General features: G+C 35.8%; 14 protein-coding genes. 9 read left to right on the plus strand and 5 right to left on the minus strand.

From position 1 onward, the window contains the following. Position 1 precedes the first annotated feature (1 nt). Positions 2-1,342 (plus strand): dihydroorotase, encoded by a 1,341-nt coding sequence (locus LB076_RS04450; RefSeq protein ID WP_066333341.1) that lies wholly within the window; start codon positions 2-4, stop codon positions 1,340-1,342. A gap of 10 nt (positions 1,343-1,352) precedes the next feature. Next, positions 1,353-1,703 (plus strand): DUF4296 domain-containing protein, encoded by a 351-nt coding sequence (locus LB076_RS04455; protein ID WP_066333343.1) that lies wholly within the window; start codon positions 1,353-1,355, stop codon positions 1,701-1,703. Positions 1,704-1,762: 59 nt separating this feature from the next. Here the strand turns inward: LB076_RS04455 and LB076_RS04460 are convergent, their stop codons facing one another. After that, entirely contained in the window at positions 1,763-2,764 is a 1,002-nt protein-coding gene (locus LB076_RS04460) for an NAD-dependent epimerase/dehydratase family protein (RefSeq protein WP_066333345.1), read from the minus strand. A gap of 91 nt (positions 2,765-2,855) precedes the next feature. On the opposite strand from LB076_RS04460, the gene tyrS reads away from it, so the two are divergent. Beyond that, positions 2,856-4,148: a tyrosine--tRNA ligase gene (gene tyrS / locus LB076_RS04465; protein ID WP_066333347.1), complete on the plus strand. Its 1,293-nt coding sequence runs from the start codon at positions 2,856-2,858 to the stop codon at positions 4,146-4,148. Between the two features lie 36 nt (positions 4,149-4,184). On the opposite strand, the gene LB076_RS04470 is transcribed toward tyrS, so the two are convergent. From LB076_RS04470 to LB076_RS04485, 4 genes are all read right to left on the minus strand, one after another. After that, entirely contained in the window at positions 4,185-5,111 is a 927-nt protein-coding gene (locus tag LB076_RS04470) for a LuxE/PaaK family acyltransferase (RefSeq protein ID WP_425598066.1), read from the minus strand. A 166-nt stretch (positions 5,112-5,277) separates the two neighbouring features. Continuing rightward, a complete protein-coding gene (locus tag LB076_RS04475; RefSeq protein WP_066333351.1) occupies positions 5,278-5,616 on the minus strand; it encodes a T9SS type A sorting domain-containing protein in 339 nt (112 codons plus the stop codon). A 112-nt stretch (positions 5,617-5,728) separates the two neighbouring features. Beyond that, positions 5,729-6,841: a hypothetical protein gene (locus LB076_RS04480; RefSeq protein WP_066333353.1), complete on the minus strand. Its 1,113-nt coding sequence runs from the start codon at positions 6,839-6,841 to the stop codon at positions 5,729-5,731. 221 nt (positions 6,842-7,062) lie between these two features. Further along, positions 7,063-9,804, minus strand: coding sequence for a TonB-dependent receptor (locus LB076_RS04485; protein WP_066333355.1), 2,742 nt, complete (start codon positions 9,802-9,804; stop codon positions 7,063-7,065). A 221-nt stretch (positions 9,805-10,025) separates the two neighbouring features. Here LB076_RS04485 and LB076_RS04490 point away from each other — a divergent pair, with 221 nt between their 5' ends. From LB076_RS04490 to pstC, 6 genes are all read left to right on the plus strand, one after another. Next, complete coding sequence (locus tag LB076_RS04490; RefSeq protein ID WP_066333444.1) at positions 10,026-10,709, plus strand: response regulator transcription factor; 684 nt, start codon at positions 10,026-10,028, stop codon at positions 10,707-10,709. Positions 10,710-10,758: 49 nt separating this feature from the next. Then, on the plus strand, positions 10,759-11,811 hold the full coding sequence (locus tag LB076_RS04495; RefSeq protein WP_066333357.1) for a sensor histidine kinase: 1,053 nt from the start codon (positions 10,759-10,761) through the stop codon (positions 11,809-11,811). Positions 11,812-12,238: 427 nt separating this feature from the next. Beyond that, a complete protein-coding gene (locus tag LB076_RS04500; protein ID WP_176699275.1) occupies positions 12,239-13,534 on the plus strand; it encodes a porin in 1,296 nt (431 codons plus the stop codon). Positions 13,535-13,728: 194 nt separating this feature from the next. Further along, positions 13,729-14,946, plus strand: coding sequence for a porin family protein (locus tag LB076_RS04505; RefSeq protein WP_066333359.1), 1,218 nt, complete (start codon positions 13,729-13,731; stop codon positions 14,944-14,946). A 134-nt stretch (positions 14,947-15,080) separates the two neighbouring features. Further along, on the plus strand, positions 15,081-15,944 hold the full coding sequence (locus LB076_RS04510; protein ID WP_078055259.1) for a PstS family phosphate ABC transporter substrate-binding protein: 864 nt from the start codon (positions 15,081-15,083) through the stop codon (positions 15,942-15,944). Between the two features lie 180 nt (positions 15,945-16,124). Next, positions 16,125-17,333: a phosphate ABC transporter permease subunit PstC gene (gene pstC, locus LB076_RS04515; protein WP_232505674.1), complete on the plus strand. Its 1,209-nt coding sequence runs from the start codon at positions 16,125-16,127 to the stop codon at positions 17,331-17,333. The last annotated feature ends 1 nt before the right edge of the window (position 17,334 follow it).

A 17,334-nucleotide genomic window follows, 5' to 3' on the forward strand; every position in this document is an offset into this window, starting at 1 on the left:
AATGAACAGTATTTTAATTAAGAATGCCAAAATAGTAAACCAAGGAGTTATTTTTGAAGGCGATGTGCTGATCGAGGATGATTTAATTGTAGAGGTTGCCACCAGCATAAGTGCCAAATCTTCTAATTGTGTTATTATAGACGCAGAAGGTAATTATTTAATGCCAGGAGCCATTGACGATCAAGTTCATTTTAGAGAACCAGGGCTAACCTATAAGGGCGATATAGAGTCTGAATCCAGAGCTGCGGTAGCAGGAGGAATCACTTCGTTTATAGAGCAACCCAATACCGTTCCTAATGCGGTAACGCAAGAAATTTTAGAACAAAAATACCAACTCGCTGCAGATAGATCCTATGCTAATTACTCCTTTATGATGGGAGCTACCAACGACAATCTTGCCGAAGTTTTAAAAACCAACCCCAAGAATGTTGCCGGAATAAAAATATTTTTGGGCTCCTCTACCGGAAACATGCTTGTAGATAATGAAGCTACTCTAGAAAAAATATTTTCGAGCACTCCAATGTTGATTGCAGTACACTGTGAAGACGAAGCTACCATCCGTAGCAATACCGAAAAATATATTGCAGAATTTGGAGACGCTGTTCCAGTAACGGCACACCATTTAATTAGATCCGAAGAGGCTTGTTATATTTCTTCATCCAAGGCGGTGGCTCTTGCCAAAAAAACAGGAGCTCGCCTGCATGTTTTTCATCTATCTACAGCCAAAGAGATGGATTTATTTACGAACAAAATTCCTTTAGAAAAAAAGAAAATTACCGCTGAGGTATGCATTCATCATTTGTGGTTTACCAATGAAGATTATGCCACCAAGGGCAATTTTATTAAATGGAATCCAGCAGTTAAAACTCCCAATGATCGCAAAGTGCTCTGGGAAGCCTTGTTAGATGATCGGATAGACGTTATAGCAACAGACCACGCACCCCATACTCTTGAAGAAAAACAGCAGCCATATTTAAAAGCGCCCTCGGGAGGCCCTTTAGTGCAGCACGCAGTAGTGGCAATGTTCGAGGCCTACCACCAAGGCAAAATTAGTATTGAGAAAATTGTAGAAAAAATGTGTCACAATCCTGCAATACTCTTTAAAGTAGAAAAACGAGGCTTTATCAAAGAGGGCTATTATGCAGATTTGGTTCTTGTAAATCCTGGTTTGCCATGGAGTGTAAAAAAAGAAAATATTTTTGCAAAATGCGGATGGTCTCCTTTTGAAGGTTTTACTTTCAAATCTAGAATTACCCATACTTTTGTAAACGGAAAACTAGTCTATAACGCCTTTAAGGTTAAAGATATTCGTGCTGGAAAAAGGCTTTTGTTTGATCGTTAAAATTTATAAAATGAAAAAAGGTATTCTACTTATAGCAGTGTTGTTTGTGTCTTGGAGTTGCAAAAAAGAGCTGGTTTCCAAACCAGAAGGTCTTATAGATTCAGAAAAAATGATGGCGATTATGTATGATTTATCTCTTTTGGATGCCTTAAAATACGAAACAATTAGCTTAAAAGATAGCATAAAAATAGATCCTTCGGGCTATGTATTTAAAAAATACCAAATTGACAGCCTGCAATTTGCACAAAGCAATAGTTATTATGCTGCCAACTACATTGTTTATAAAGAAATGCACGATGCAGTGATCAAGCGGTTAGAAGACAAAAAGCAAGTAGTAGACTCTTTGTCTAGAGGAAACTAAGAAATCACCAAAATAACGTATGGAAACAGTCTCTGAGAAGAGGCTGTTTTTTTTATGTATTAAAAAAATTTAGTCTCCTGTATATAGCTAGCAATAGAAATAAAATCTGTTTTTAGATCGGTTTTAATCTTGGTGTTCCTAAAAATAATTTTCCTGCAAGAAGCTTTAGCAGTGTCTTTGGTTAGGCTTCTTTTTTTTCTAAAGATAAAAGAAACCAAATAGTCCAGCCTCCAAAGCAGCCCCATAATCACGGCATGGAGCGCAATAGTAGGTCTTTTTGCCTGTAAGGCATCTGCTAGTGTATCGAGTATGGTTTTAAAACTACAGTTCTCTGCAACCAAAATATATCTTTGGTTATTAATTGGGCTTTCCATAAGGGCGATGCATTTAGTAACTACATCTGTAACGGCTACAAACCCTGTAGTGCCAGAGGTATAAAAAGACAAGCCGTTTTTGACCCTTTTAAAAAGCAATCCGCTGCCTTGATCCATAAATCCAGGACCAAGAATTACTCCTGGATTGACAATAAGTACCTTTAAGCCCTCTTGTTGGCCTCGCCAAATTTCCATTTCGGCACCATATTTAGAAATGGCATAATCACTATGGGTATTCTCAGGGTTCCATTCGGATGTTTCGGTAATCTCGGTTTCATTGGGCGCTAAATCACCAAGGGCAGCCGTAGAACTTATGTAGCATATTTTTTTTATACCATTTACAATACTAAAATTGACCACATTTGCAGTGCCTTCAATATTGATTTTACGCATGGCAGCCTCATCTTTAGGATCAAATGAAATCATTGCCGCACAATGGTATACTTGTTGAATGTCTGTGAATGCATTTTCGAGTGCTGGAATATCAGTAATATCTGCCTGTACCCATTGGATGCATTCCAATAAAGACTTTTTTTTATAATACTCAAAAAGTGCTTTGGTTTTTTCAATAGTGTGTGCTTTTCTATAAATGGCACGTATAGAATTGGGTTGACTCTCTGTGGATTCAGCCAAATGCAATAATAAATGGGCGCCTACCAAGCCTGTTCCTCCTGTTACTAATATCATTTTGTAAAGATAAATAGATTGTTGGATTTTTAGTAGGATTGATTTTCAAATTATCCAATTAAAACTATCTTTGTGGAAATTGACAAAACAGATGAAAAATTTTATTGAAGAAGTGACTTGGAGAGGAATGCTCCACGATGTTATGCCAGGCACCGAAGAACATTTGATGGAGCAAATGCGTGTAGCGTATGTGGGTATTGATCCAACTGCTGATTCACTTCATATTGGGCACTTAGTAGGGGTAATGTTGCTAAAGCATTTTCAAATAGCTGGGCACAAACCTTTAGCCTTAGTTGGTGGAGCAACCGGAATGATTGGAGATCCATCCGGAAAATCTAACGAAAGAAACTTGCTTGATGAGCCCACTTTGCGCCATAACCAAGAGGCCATCCAGAAACAATTGAGTCGTTTTTTGGATTTTACTTCAGAGGCACCTAATGCGGCCGAATTAGTAAATAATTACGACTGGATGAAAGAGATTTCGTTCTTAGATTTTATTCGAGATATCGGCAAGCACCTCACCGTTAATTATATGATGGCTAAAGATTCTGTAAAAAAACGTCTGTCTTCAGATGCTGCCGAAGGTATGTCTTTTACAGAGTTTACTTATCAATTGGTACAAGGATATGATTTTTTGCATTTGTATAAAGCCAAAAATTGCACCTTACAAATGGGTGGTTCAGACCAATGGGGTAACATAACGACCGGAACGGAGCTAGTGCGCCGAAAAGAAGCCGGAAAAGCATACGCCTTAACCTGTCCGTTAATTACTAAAGCTGATGGTACTAAGTTTGGAAAATCAGAAGGCGGTAATATTTGGTTGGATCCCGCCCGTACCTCTGCGTACAAATTTTATCAATATTGGCTAAATACCTCCGATGCGGATGCAGAAAAATACATCAAAATATTTACTTTTTTATCTAAAGAAGTGATTGAGGCATTGGTAATAGAACATCACGAAGCACCTCATTTACGTGTTTTGCAAAAACGCCTGGCCGAAGAGGTAACCATTATGGCACATTCCAAACTAGATCTCGAAAATGCTATAAAGGCATCTACTATTCTTTTTGGAAACGCTACCGCTGCAGATCTGAAAGCGCTGGATGAAGCTACTTTTTTGGATGTTTTTGATGGCGTGCCTCAAGCAGAAATTGCAAAAGAAGAAGTTGCGGCAGGGATAGAAATAATTGCTGTTTTGAACGAAAAAACAGGTTTTTTTAAATCCAACGGAGAAGCCAGAAGAGCCTTAATAGCAAATTCTATTTCTGTAAATAGAGAAAAAGTAAAAGAGGATTTCCAACTTTCAAGCAATGATTTAATTAACAATCAATTTGTTTTATTACAAAGTGGCAAGAAAAATTATTTTGTGATACGCGTAGTTTAATTATTTTATATAATAAATAAAGGCAATAGTGGGGTGTTATAATACCATCAAATTGCAACCTCTAATATCCGAATTATCAAAACGTCCCAATACCTCAAAAGAGTTGTTGGGATTTTTTTTGCCAAGATCCTGTGTGGCTATAAAGGAGCAAGAATTGCTGTTGGCCAGGTCAATTACGTTAATACCTCCGGTTTTTCCGTTTGCCACATAGCTCAGGGCGTCTTCGGTATCACGTATTAGTATTTGCATCCAAGAGGGGCATTCAAAAACGCCTTCTCCTAGTGAATAGGCTTGAGATAACAACTCGGTCATTCCATACTCGGAGTGTATGGCAGATACGCCAAAGCCGTTGCAGAGTTGCAGGTGGAGTTCCTCTCGGATCATTTCTTTGCGTTTGCCTTTCATTCCTCCAGTTTCCATAATAATGGTGTTTTGTAATTCAAATTGCTGTTTTTCAATCAAGTCTAATAAGGCATAAGTAACCCCTATCAGGATAACATTTTGTCCGGATTGGTCTAGACTAATTAGATTTTGGATAAGATCCTCCGGATTGTGCAAGTAAAAACCGCTCTCAGAGCGTTTAGAGAGCTCAATTAAGTCCTTAACCATGTAGATCAAAGAAGAGCCTTCGCGCTCCAGATAAGACGGCAATAGTGCCAACACCACGTAGTCCTCAATGTTGCCATAGTATTCTGAGAATGCTTTGCGGTAGCTTTGTTGGTAAATAGAGACATCGGTTACCAGATGTTTGCTCGTAATCATTCCGGTGGTGCCGCTACTGCTAAATGTAGCCTGCACAGCCTTTGAGTTAGAAACAACGGAGTGACTCTTAAAAAACTGTATCGGCAAAAAAGGAATTTGTTGGAGTGATTTTACCTTTGGAACGTCTGTTTTTAATAAATCACAAAAAGTTTTATAAACGGCATTGTTTTCATATTGAAAACGAAAGGTTTTTAAAGCCATTTTTTCAAACTGTTTCTGGGATGCAATAGTAAATATATCGGTAGAGGAAGTCAATTTTTTTTTTGAGCAAAGATATTAATTTTTTTAGTTTTAATATACTGCCCTATAACACTCCAAAAAAAAACTCCCTTTAGTAGGGAGTTTGGTAATCTGTCTATAAAACACGCTATCGGATAATCAATTTACGTGTTGCAGAGGTATTTTGTTCGTTAATTTTAATAATATATACTCCTGGACTAAGCGAGGAAACATTTAATTCCTTTGAGTTCATCATAGTCTGTAAGGTTTTTTTGCCCAAGAGATCAAAAATGATTACTTCTTTATCGCTGTCGTTTTTTGTAGTAATATATACCTTGCCATTAGTCACAGGGTTAGGATACATGTTCAAACCTTCAATTACGGTAGTTTGCTGTATTTTGGGTTGTTGTTTATTGTCTTGTGCGTTGCTGGATACGGTAAAGAAAAAAACAACTAAAAAAAGAGTGTATATGTATTTTTGTGTCATTAGCGTGCAATTTGGTAGTAAATATAACAAAAAACACGTACGATACCAAAAAAAAACACCTTTCGGTTAAGAAAGGTGTTTTTAAAACATTTTTTTTATGTAATACTATGTATTATTTAATAAGCTTTGCCCATTCAGGTAACGTTTCGTCTTTGCTGCCAGCACCTGTTTCGGTAGTAACGTAATCAGAAGTTTTGTTATTAGCAGTTGCAAAAGTTTTACCGTTTACTTTAAAGTCTCCAGCAGCAATTCTTGCAGTAGCACCTGTTCCAGCATCTAATTTTGCAAAAGTGTCAATTCCAGAAACATATACGTTAGTGTAGGTTTGTATTCCACCACCTTCTTTAAAGTTGATTGCAAATTCTTTTGCTGTAAATTTAGCATCTGCACCTTTTACGATAGTAATGTCAGATAATTTAGCATTGGTCATTGGAGTAGCAACATCATTACTTCCGTTGTTAGAACCTTCAATTCCAGCATTTGAAACACCTGAAATGTATACGTTTTTGATAGTACCGATATACCCATCAGCATAATCTAAAGAGTCATCATAAGAGTTTACTAAAGCTAAGTTAGTAGCGTTTACAGCACCTCCAAAAAATTCTACAGCGTCATCTCCACTTTCATAACAGAAAATGTTAGAAACCTCAGTACCACTACCTACACCAAAGAAAGAAACTCCGTTGTATTCTTTTTTGTCTGTGTATTTTGAACCTGTGTACTCAATTCTTAAAAAGTTGATTTTTCCAGAAGAATCTGCATTGTTGTTTCCTCCGTAAGATAAACCACCTACTTCAGAGGTACCATTATCTCCAGTGTTTACTTTTGCATCTCCACAGATGATTAAACCTCCCCAGTTTCCTTCAGAAGGAGATGTTTTTCCAGATGTCATTACTACTGCTTTGTTAGCTTGACCTAAAATGTTGATTTTAGCACCTCTTTCTACAGCAATAAATAATGCGTTTGGATCTATACCTGTAGCTTCAATTCTGGTTCCTGCAGGAATTGTCAAAGTAGCTCCTTTTTTTACATACAAACCACCCGTAAGCTTGTAAACTTTTGAAGCGTCTAATGTTACTGTACCATCTGATATGCTTCCTTTTAAATCATCTACTTTTAAAACAAAAGTACTAGATGGAACAATTGGATCAACATTATCATCTTTAGTACAGCTTGTGAATGCAATAGTTACTACGGTTAACATTGCTAAAATTGATTTTTTCATTTTTTTAATTTTTAATTTTTTTTTACTGTTTGTTTATTTTCAACACAGCAAAGAAACGGACTAAACTTTTTTATAACGTTAACTCATTATTACCTTGTCGTTAAGTATTTGGGTCCGTTTGTAATGGGGTTTAAGTTTTAATTTTGCCCAGTATTTCTTAAAAAATAAAGAGGTAGCCGTTGTAACGACTACCTCTTTTATGATGGGTTCTTAAATAGTTTTTAAAACTTATAATTTAGTGATAAACTTAGGTTGGAACCTATCTTGTAAGAGCTGATCAAAAGGTCTTCTGCTTTTATTCTAGGAGCTTTACTTTGCTCTGAAACCCTTTTGTAAGTAGGGTCTAAGATGTTTTTATAAGACAATCCGATTTTTAAATTTTCGGTCAGGCTCGATTTTAAGATAAAATCTAGTCTGTTTACAGACTTGTCAATCATATTCCCTTTGTCAGAAGTACCAATTACGGCTAATTTATCCGAAAAGTAAGCATATGATAGGGTTGCGGAGATGTCTCTATCTTGATGAAATTGCTTTTTGAAGGAGATATCTGCATTTGCTAATAAATCAGATGCTCCGGATAGCTTGGACTCTGTATAAGTAAAGTTTGCTCCAAATCCATTTTCTTTAAAGACTTTATCGTTATCTAGATCTTGATTGTGGTACATATACGAACCGTTTATACCAAAAGATAATTTGTCTTTTAGATCTTTTGCATTTTCAATTACCAAAATATTTTTTCTTAATTCTACTTCTACTCCTATTGCCACTGCTTTATCCCCTGTATTGGCATAGGTTACGGTTCCGGATCCTGAGTTTTCAAACATTTCGTTGATTGGATTTTGGATTAATTTTCCAAATGCGGTAACTGACACTAATTCATCGGTACTTAAAAAGTTTTCCCATCCTAAATCGATGTTATAATCTGTAGAGGCGTAAAGGCTAGGATTTCCTCTAAAGTCAAGGTTTACATCTTGATATAAAAGGTTTACTTTTTCTTTAAATTGTGGCAAAGTGTAGGTTTTGCTAAATGCAAATTTGATGTTTTGATCGTCATTTACTTTGTATTTTGCAATTACGCTAGGTAAAAAGTTGGTAGGAGAAAACTTAGATGCGCCTCCATCTGCAACCTCTGCAGTTACAAAATAAACGTATTGGTCTAATTGTTCTAGTCTTCCGCCTAAAATTACGGCTAGTTTATCGGTTAGTTTATATTGCAAATTGGCATAAAAAGCATGGATGTCTAAGTTACCTTTATAAAATTGTTTAATTGTACTTGAGTTATCACTGGTTGTTAAGTCAAAATTTGTAGCGTTTAATGCAGTGTCAATATCGTGTATGCTGGCAACTTTTTTGTTTACAGGAAAAAACGAATATTGGTTAGCGTTAAAGTTCACGTCTTTTTTCTTGCCCGAATAACCAAAGGTTATTTTTCCTTTGTAGTCGTCGTCTGTTTTTTTGAATTCATAAGATAAGGCAACATTGGCAGCTAATTCTTTTTCTTCTAGATCCTGAAAGTATCTATGGTTATGAACACTAGAGTTCGTAAAAAACGTGTATACATTAGATCCAATTGCATCAGGAACCAGCGTGTTTTGCATACGGTCTGGAATGGTGTTGTTTAGCACACTGTAACCAATACCCCAATTGGTACTCCACTGTTCGTTTATTTTATTTTTTCCCAGTAATTGGTTTATGATTAATTGCGTTTTGTCAAAGGTACCACGTTTGATAAAACCAGAAAGGTCTCCGCTAAAATCCTGGTTTATACCTTCGTATTCACTGTATTCTTGTCCGCTAGAGTTTAAAAATAAAGGAGTGTATAAGATGCTGTTATTTGCATTTATTTTGTAATTAAAAGATCCCATAACCGTGGTGTTGGTGCTGTATTTGTATGATTTTTTATAAAAATCTGAGTTAGCAAGACCTTGGGCGGTTACACTTCCTCTATCTACACCTTCAGTAAACTTGCTGTCTGTTCCAAATGAAGCAGTAATAAAAGTACTTAAACTTCCTTGTTCCCCAATGTTAAACTTTTTGCCACCAGATAAGGAGTAATTGGCATTCAATACGTTTTTGCTTTCTTTTCTGTCCCAACTAGTGGAGTAGTTGTATGGCAATAACGGATTGTTTGGTGCACTCACCGTACGGAAACCAAAATAGTCAGGACCGTCTTGTAGGTAAAAATGATCCGATTTTATTACATTGGAATTGGCACCAATTCCGACACCTAATTCAATATATGGAGATCCAGTAAATTTCTTTGAAACCACATCAATATTTGCACCACTAAAATCTGCATAATTTTGAGATTCAAAAGTCTTGCTAATCCCTACAGATTCTACAATATCGGTACTAAATATCTCTAAATTAATATTTTTGTGAGATGGATTATTAGAAGGCAATGGTAAGCCGTTTAGTGTCGTAATGTTGTAACGATCTCCTAGTCCTCTTACAAAAATATTTCCAGACCCTTCTTGTTTAGAAACTCCAGACACTTTAGTAACTGCAGCAGCAACATCGCTGGCGCCCTTTCTTGAAATTTCTTCGGCACCAATTGCAGCTTTAAACGTTAGAGCATTTTTTTGTTCCATTAACAAAGCGCTTTCTTTTTGCTTGTTTGATCTAGATATAATCACTACATCATCCAGGGTATATCCGGAAGATCCTAGGGCTTTATTTAAAGTTAATGTTTCTCCATTTTTTACCGTTATATTGGTTTCAATAGATTCGTACCCAATGAAACTAAACTGTATAACATAATTTCCTGCAGGAGCATTTAAGGTGTATTTACCATCAATATCTGTAGTTCCATTGATTGGTGTGCCTTTGAGTAAAACATTTGCAAAAGGTAATGTTTCGTTGTTTGAATCCTTATCAGTTAATACTCCAGTAATAGTTCCTTTGTTTTGCGCAAAAGTAAGGGTACTGATAAAAAGCGTTAAAATCAATAATTTCAGTTTCATAGTTTTGTTTAATTTTTTGCAAAGTAAGGGTGTCATTGTAAATTTTAGGTTACTTGGTTATTATGGTTTTGTTTGGTTAACATTAACAAAGTGTTACCATGTTAAATTACTATACAGGCTGTTTTATTGCAATTTAAATAATGGTATATTTACATTCTAAATTAACTCTATATGGCACTGTTTTGGTGCCATTCAATGCGATAAATATTATTTTGCTACAAATGAAAAAAACACACACAAAAATTTTACTTGTTGATGATGAGCCAGATATCCTAGAAATTGTAGGGTACAATCTAACTCAAGAAGGCTATACAATAGTTACTGCCGTAAATGGTAAAGACGCTATTGCTAAAGCAAAAAAAGAATTGCCGGACCTAATTATCATGGATGTAATGATGCCCGAGATGGACGGCATGGAGGCTTGTGAGAATATCAGAAAAATACCAGAGTTAACCAATGTGATTATAACTTTTTTAACCGCCCGTAGCGAAGATTATTCTCAAGTTGCTGGCTTTGATGCTGGAGCAGATGATTATATTACAAAACCAATCAAACCAAAATTATTAGTCAGTAAAGTTAAAGCCTTGTTAAGACGCTTGAAAGAAAAAGAGCAGAACAGTGAAACCTTAAATGTAGGCGGTATAGAGATCAATAGAGAAGAGTACAAAATTGTGCAAGACGGAATAGAGATTGCGTTGCCACGAAAAGAATTTGAATTGTTTTACCTATTAGCCTCTAAGCCAGGAAAAGTATTCAAAAGAGATGAAATTTTGGATAAAGTTTGGGGCAATGAAGTTGTGGTAGGAGGACGAACCATTGATGTTCATATACGAAAATTAAGAGAAAAAATAGGCGAAGACTTTTTTAAGACTATAAAAGGAGTAGGTTATAAATTTGAAGTTTAGATTAAGGAATATTCTAATCCTTTAATATACAAAAATACGCATACCATAAATGAAAATAAGTTTCAAAAAGACCTATAAATTTGCTATAAAATCCTCGTTTTTTATTAGTGTTTTTTCCACATTCTTTGTTGTTTTGTTGGCTAGAATATTATTTAGTCCTTCTTTTCAAAAGTTAGTTGTTTTTGGACTAATCTTTATTGTTGTAATTTACATATTCTCGTTTCTAGTATTACAATACCGAGTAGAACGATTTATTTACAGACGCGTCAAAAAGATTTATGATGACGTTTCGTTATTGGAGTCTAGCACCTTTATAAACCAGCCCATAACCACAGACATGGAGACGTTGACTAGAGAAGTAAAAAAGTTTGCTACCTACAAAAAATTAGAAATTGAGATGCTTCAAGTCCGAGAAGAATACCGAAGAGAATTTTTAGGCAACGTTTCTCATGAACTAAAAACACCCTTGTTTACTGTTCAAGGTTATATATCTACCTTGCTTGATGGAGCCATGGAAGACAAAACCATCAGAAAAAAATACCTTAAACGCGCCGAAAAAGGGGTAGAACGGCTAATCTATATTGTCGAAGATTTAGATATGATAACCAAGTTAGAGGTTGGAGATCTTAATTTAGATTATTCAGAATTTGATATTGTAGAATTGATTCAGAACGTTTTTGATCTTTTGGAGATGAAAGCCGAGAAGAAAAAAATTGATCTAGTTTTTGAAAACCAGCACATCAAACCCAATTTTGTAAAAGCAGATAAAGATCGGGTGCAACAGGTGATCGAAAATTTAATCGTTAATTCTATTAAGTATGGCAAAACCAAAGGGACTACAGAGGTTGCTGTAGTAAACTTGACCAAAGACAAAGTTCTGGTGCGGGTTAGTGACAACGGAGAAGGTATTGAAAAGCAAAACATACCACGACTCTTTGAACGATTTTATCGTGTCAACAAGAGTGGATCTAGATCCGAAGGAGGTTCTGGATTGGGTCTAGCAATAGTAAAACATATTATTGAGGCCCATAAAGAAAAGATTTATGTTGAAAGTGAATTTGGCGTCGGATCTGAATTTTCTTTTACCCTCGAAAAAAAATAACCACCATATCCAAGACCGTTTCTTAACCTATAGAAACGGTCTTTTTTTTGATGTATACCCAAGTACGTTGGATTGCCATGGTGTGGGTTTTTGATGCTCTACTTGGGGTAAAAGTAGTTTGGTGTTTTTTGCATTCTAAAAAACAAAAAATGCTGTTGTATTTGGGGAGTTTTTTATAGTTTTATTTTCGATAACATCTTTTTGTTTTATAATAATGAACAAAATTCAGGCTTCGGTTTGTTTTTGATAACGTTAATTTGTTTAGAGTCAGAGGGTTGTTTGGTGTAAATTAAATAATTTTATTAGCGACTAAGTTATTTGAAAGTTAATAAACAGTAAAAACAAAGTTAATTAGTTAATGATTAATTTACATTAAGTTAACATTTAGATAGCATCTTTGCCCAAAAAAACAAAGCACTATTTAATCATGAAAAAACTCCTAATTGCTCTTTTTGCACTTGGTGCCGGATTGCTCAATGCGCAACAAACAAACCAGAATGTGGTTTCGAAAGAGGTCATTCGGATATTGGACTCCATCCATAAATCCAAAGAAAGTATCGAAAAGAACAAAGCTCCAAAAGACCCACAATGGTATGACAAAATAAGTATAAGAGGCTATGCTCAGGTTCGTTATAACGGGTTACTGTCTACCAATGACAAGGTGTCTTGTGATCAATGCGATAAGTCTTGGGGGACCACCGCAACCGGCGAATCGGTACGATCCAACAATGGTTTTTTTATAAGAAGAGCCCGAATGGTATTTTCGGGACAAATACATCCAAGAGTATCTTTTTATATCCAGCCAGATTTAGCCAGTTCTACGGCTTTGGGAGTAAATAATTTTTTGCAATTGCGAGATGCTTATTTTGATGTAGTTTTAGATGCTCAAAAAGAGTTTAGACTACGAGTAGGGCAAAGTAAAGTGCCTTATGGTTTTGAAAACATGCAATCCAGCCAAAACCGATTGACCCTAGACCGAAACGATGCTTTAAATAGTGCTGTTGCAAACGAAAGAGATTTAGGGATGTTTTTTTACTGGGCACCAAGCCAAATCCGAGAGCGATTTGCAATGCTTGTAAAAGAGGGATATAAAGGCTCAGGCGATTATGGTGTAGTTGCTTTTGGAGCCTACAATGGTCAAACGTCCAATAAATCCGAAGGCAACAGAAATCTGCATACAGTTGCCAGAATAAGTTATCCATTTTTGGTCAAAGATCAAATATTAGAAGTTGGCATGCAGGCATACACTGGCAAGTGGGCTTTTGGGAATGAAGTCTCGGCGGGCGTTACGGTGAGTGATAAACAAAACATGCTAGATCAGCGTGTAGCGGCATCTTTTATTTGGTACCCCAAACCTTTTGGTATCCAAACAGAATATAATATTGGCAAAGGGCCTCGTTATTTTAAAAATAGCAACTCTATTCAAACCGCTTCTCTACAAGGTGGATACATCACCTTGAATTATAAATGGGATTTGCCTAAAAAACAATTGTTGTATCCATTTGTGAAATTTCAATATTATGATGGAGGCAAAAAATTTGAGAAAGATGCCAGAAGCTACCTAGTTAGAGATTATGAATTGGGATTAGAATGGCAGCCCATTAAGCCTTTAGAACTAACAGCTACTTGGGTTATTGCAGACAGAACATTTGAGGATAGTGTGCTCAAATACAATACCCAACAAGGCAATTTACTGCGTTTGCAGGCACAGTTTAACTTTTAGAAAACCATAACATATTTATATATTAAAAATCACAGTAATGCTATTGTTCTGATTATAACTAATTTAGTTGGTGTTTTAATGGGGTTATTTTGAATGTTTTTAACTTGACATTAGGTTAACATTATCTTAATATTGATAGAGTTCATTAACATTAAATTTGCATTCCAATAACAAAACAATAACAAATTATTAAAATGAAGAAATTTTTATCCAGTGCAGCCTTACTGTTTACACTTATAACGTTGGCTCAGGAAAATAAAATACCAGAAACTACGGTTCCAAATAAAGGAGCCTTATCGCCGTATCTTAATTCGAACAAAAAATTCGGTTTTACAGAAAAAGATAGTTTGTTTCAGGTAAATATAGGTTTCCGAGTTCAAAGCAGATTAGGTTTTGGTAAAGAGGACGGAAAGTCTGGAGTTGTAGAAGGAGAAATTAGAAGAATGCGTCTAAAACTGGATGGTTTTGTTTACAATCCAAAGTTTGGTTACAAAGTAGAGCTTGGTTTCTCGGCGAGAGATATAGGTACAGTGGTAGTAGGTAATAGCGGTAATGTAATTTTAGACGGAGTTCTTTTTTACAAACCAACGTCTCATTTTACAATAGGCTTCGGACAGACCAAGCTACCGGGCAATAACCAGCGTGTTATCTCTTCTAACTCCCTGGAACTTACGGATCGTACAATTAATAACTCTAAATTTAATATTGATCGTGATTTTGGTGTATTTTTAGATTACAACCAAGCAAATCCTACCACATTTTCGTATTCTCTAAAAGGAGCTATTACCAAAGGAGAAGGCCGTAATTGGGTCAAAACCAAAGACGATGGAATTGCCTTGACGGCAAAAGTAGAATTGTTTCCTTTAGGAGCTTTCACTAAAAACGGGTCTAATTTTGAAGCAGATTTAATGCGAGAAAAAACAGTAAAATGGATGGTTTCGAGTGCTTTTAGTCAAAACAACAATGCCTTACGGTCTCAAGGACAACTAGGCGGGAGTTTGTATGAGGCTAGAACCCTAAAGTCTTTGTTTTTAGATACCATGCTAAAGTATAACGGATGGACGGCAACGGCGGCTTATATGTCTAGAATGGCAGATAATCCAGTTACAGTAAGTGCTTTGGATGCTACCAAAAAACAAGCGGTGTTTGTAGGTCATGGTGTAGATATGCAGTTGAGTTATTTATTTGCATCCAATTATCAAATTATAGGTAGGGTTTCTACTCAAAAAGTAGATTCTGAAATTCAAACAATAACGCCTAATATGGACGAATATACCGTTGGATTGTCTAAATATATTTTTGGACATAAAATAAAACTCCAAGGAGAATTTTCGTATGATACCATCAAAGCCTACCAAGGCAGTGTAGATACAAATTGGTATGCTCGTTTTCAGGTCGAAATCGGGATCTAAATGCCAACTGCAATTGTGTGTATTGTAAGACAAACCTCAAATAGTAAATATTGCGTAATGATAGCTTAACGTAAAATTAACATTGAGCGTGTATTTTTGTAGCAGATTTAAATTAATTAAATAATAAAACTAAAATGAATAAAATTAAATTGTTTTTAATGTTGCCCTTAATAAGTGTTTTAAGTTGTGGTAAAGCAAAAACAGAAGATAAAGGAGCGGCTAATGCATCAGCAACTACGTCAGTAACCATAAAAGGGAGTGATACCGTTTTGCCCTTGGCTCAAAAAGAAGCCGAAGAGTTAATGCAAGCAGATGCGAGTGTAAGTGTTACTGTTGTTGGTGGTGGTACCGGAGTTGGTTTAACGGCTTTAATTGATGGCACCACGGATATTGCGATGGCTTCTAGAGATATGAAAACAGAAGAGAAATTAAAATTCTCTGAAATGAATAAAGAAATTGAAGAAGTAGTTATTGCTTATGATGCACTAACAGTAATTGTAAACCCTGCTAATAAAGTTTCACAATTAACACGTGAGCAGTTAGAGAAAATATTTACTGGAGAAATTAAAAACTGGAAAGAAGTAGGCGGCGAAGATGCTAAAATTGTAGCCTATTCAAGAGAGTCTTCTTCTGGGACTTATGAGTTTTTTAAAGACGAAGTTTTGGATAAAAAAAACTACGCATCTAATATTTTGAGTTTGCCAGCTACAGGTGCAATTGTTCAGGCTATAGGCCAGACTAAAGGAGCTATTGGTTACATCGGTTTGGCTTATGAGACTAAAGAGGTAAAGCAGCTATTGGTTTCTTATGATCAAGGCAAAACATTTATTGCGCCATCTGTTGCAAGTGCCAAAGATAAAACCTATCCAATCTCACGACCATTATTTTATATGTTTGACAAAAAAAATGCTTCAAAAGTAAAAACAGTGGTAGATTTTGCTTTGTCTGATGCAGGTCAAAAGATCGTTTCGGAAGTTGGTTATGTGCCTTTAAAATAACACGCAAGTTTTGTTACGTTTTTTAATATACAATAAAGGTTGTCTATAAGGCAGCCTTTATTGGTTTTTTGCAGTATTTTGTTAATTTAGCTGCTTAACATTAAATTAATACAACATTAACAGTGTAAGAACATTGAAAGAGAAACGCTAACGTAGTTTTGTTAAAAAAAATAAACTGATTTGAAAACAAATTTTAAACAGATTAAGGAGAAATTTATTGAAACGGTTTTAATGCTAAGTAGTGCAGCTACTAGTATTACAGTTATTTTAATTGTGTTTTTCTTATTCGTTGAAGGGGCAGGTGTTTTTAGTAAAAAACCAATAGACGATGGTTTCTTGTTGGCAGTTTCAGAGCACAATCCGGTGGCAAAATTAAAGCCTTCTCAGATTAAAGATATTTATGACCAAAAAATAACCAACTGGAACCAATTAGGAGGCAAAGACCAACCTATTGTTTTGTTCCGTGCTGGGGATATAACAGAATATTACACTGAAGAAGAATTAGGTGAAAATTTTGAGTACTTTCCGGACAAAATCAATGAGTTAATAGCCAAAACACCGGGTATAATTGCTTTTTTTTCCGAAAAATACAAAGCAAAAGATTTTAAGGGCAGAGAGTTGGATATAGATAAGATCAAAGTGTCTGAGTTTTTGTCTGGCGAAGAGTGGTTTCCAACAGCGCAACCTATTGCACAAATGGGAGTCAAGCCTTTGATATACGGTACCTTATGGGTTAGTTTTGGAGCGATACTTATGGCGTTGCCTATTGGGTTGGCTGCAGCTATTTATTTAAGCGAAATAGCCCGAAAACGTACTCGAAGTTTATTAAAACCAATCATTGAATTATTAGCAGGAATACCTTCTGTGGTTTATGGATTTTTTGGATTGGTAATAATAGTGCCTCTTATTCAAAGCGTTTTTAATCTGCCAGTAGGCGAGACTGGTTTGGCAGGAAGTGTAGTTTTAGCAATAATGGCTTTGCCTACAATTATAACGATCTCAGAGGACGCCATGCGAAATACCCCTAGGGCAATGAAAGAAGCTAGTTTGGCCTTAGGAGCTAGCCAATGGCAAACAATCTATAAAGTAGTAATACCGTATTCCGCATCTGGAATAACAGCAGGAGCAATTTTAGGTATTGGTAGAGCCATCGGAGAAACCATGGCCGTATTAATGGTTACCGGTAACGCAGCAGTAATACCAACCACTCTTTTAGAACCTGTTCGAACCATTCCAGCTACAATTGCAGCCGAATTAGGAGAAGCTCCCAATGGTGGTTTGCACTACGAGGCATTATTTGCCTTAGGATGTATCTTGTTTATCATAACCTTTGTTATTAATATGTTGGTAGAAATGGTTTCTAACAGAAAATCGCATAAAAAACACTAAA

The sequence above is a fragment of the Flavobacterium crassostreae genome (assembly GCF_001831475.1).
Lineage (GTDB): Bacteria > Bacteroidota > Bacteroidia > Flavobacteriales > Flavobacteriaceae > Flavobacterium > Flavobacterium crassostreae.

Coding starts and splice junctions, on each gene's coding strand:
- LB076_RS04450 (WP_066333341.1), top strand. CDS start 2: ATGAACAGTATTTTAATTAAGAATGCCAAAATAGTAAACCAAGGAGTT.
- LB076_RS04455 (WP_066333343.1), top strand. CDS start 1,353: ATGAAAAAAGGTATTCTACTTATAGCAGTGTTGTTTGTGTCTTGGAGT.
- LB076_RS04460 (WP_066333345.1), bottom strand. CDS start 2,764: ATGATATTAGTAACAGGAGGAACAGGCTTGGTAGGCGCCCATTTATTA.
- tyrS (WP_066333347.1), top strand. CDS start 2,856: ATGAAAAATTTTATTGAAGAAGTGACTTGGAGAGGAATGCTCCACGAT.
- LB076_RS04470 (WP_425598066.1), bottom strand. CDS start 5,111: ATGGCTTTAAAAACCTTTCGTTTTCAATATGAAAACAATGCCGTTTAT.
- LB076_RS04475 (WP_066333351.1), bottom strand. CDS start 5,616: ATGACACAAAAATACATATACACTCTTTTTTTAGTTGTTTTTTTCTTT.
- LB076_RS04480 (WP_066333353.1), bottom strand. CDS start 6,841: ATGAAAAAATCAATTTTAGCAATGTTAACCGTAGTAACTATTGCATTC.
- LB076_RS04485 (WP_066333355.1), bottom strand. CDS start 9,804: ATGAAACTGAAATTATTGATTTTAACGCTTTTTATCAGTACCCTTACT.
- LB076_RS04490 (WP_066333444.1), top strand. CDS start 10,026: ATGAAAAAAACACACACAAAAATTTTACTTGTTGATGATGAGCCAGAT.
- LB076_RS04495 (WP_066333357.1), top strand. CDS start 10,759: ATGAAAATAAGTTTCAAAAAGACCTATAAATTTGCTATAAAATCCTCG.
- LB076_RS04500 (WP_176699275.1), top strand. CDS start 12,239: ATGAAAAAACTCCTAATTGCTCTTTTTGCACTTGGTGCCGGATTGCTC.
- LB076_RS04505 (WP_066333359.1), top strand. CDS start 13,729: ATGAAGAAATTTTTATCCAGTGCAGCCTTACTGTTTACACTTATAACG.
- LB076_RS04510 (WP_078055259.1), top strand. CDS start 15,081: ATGAATAAAATTAAATTGTTTTTAATGTTGCCCTTAATAAGTGTTTTA.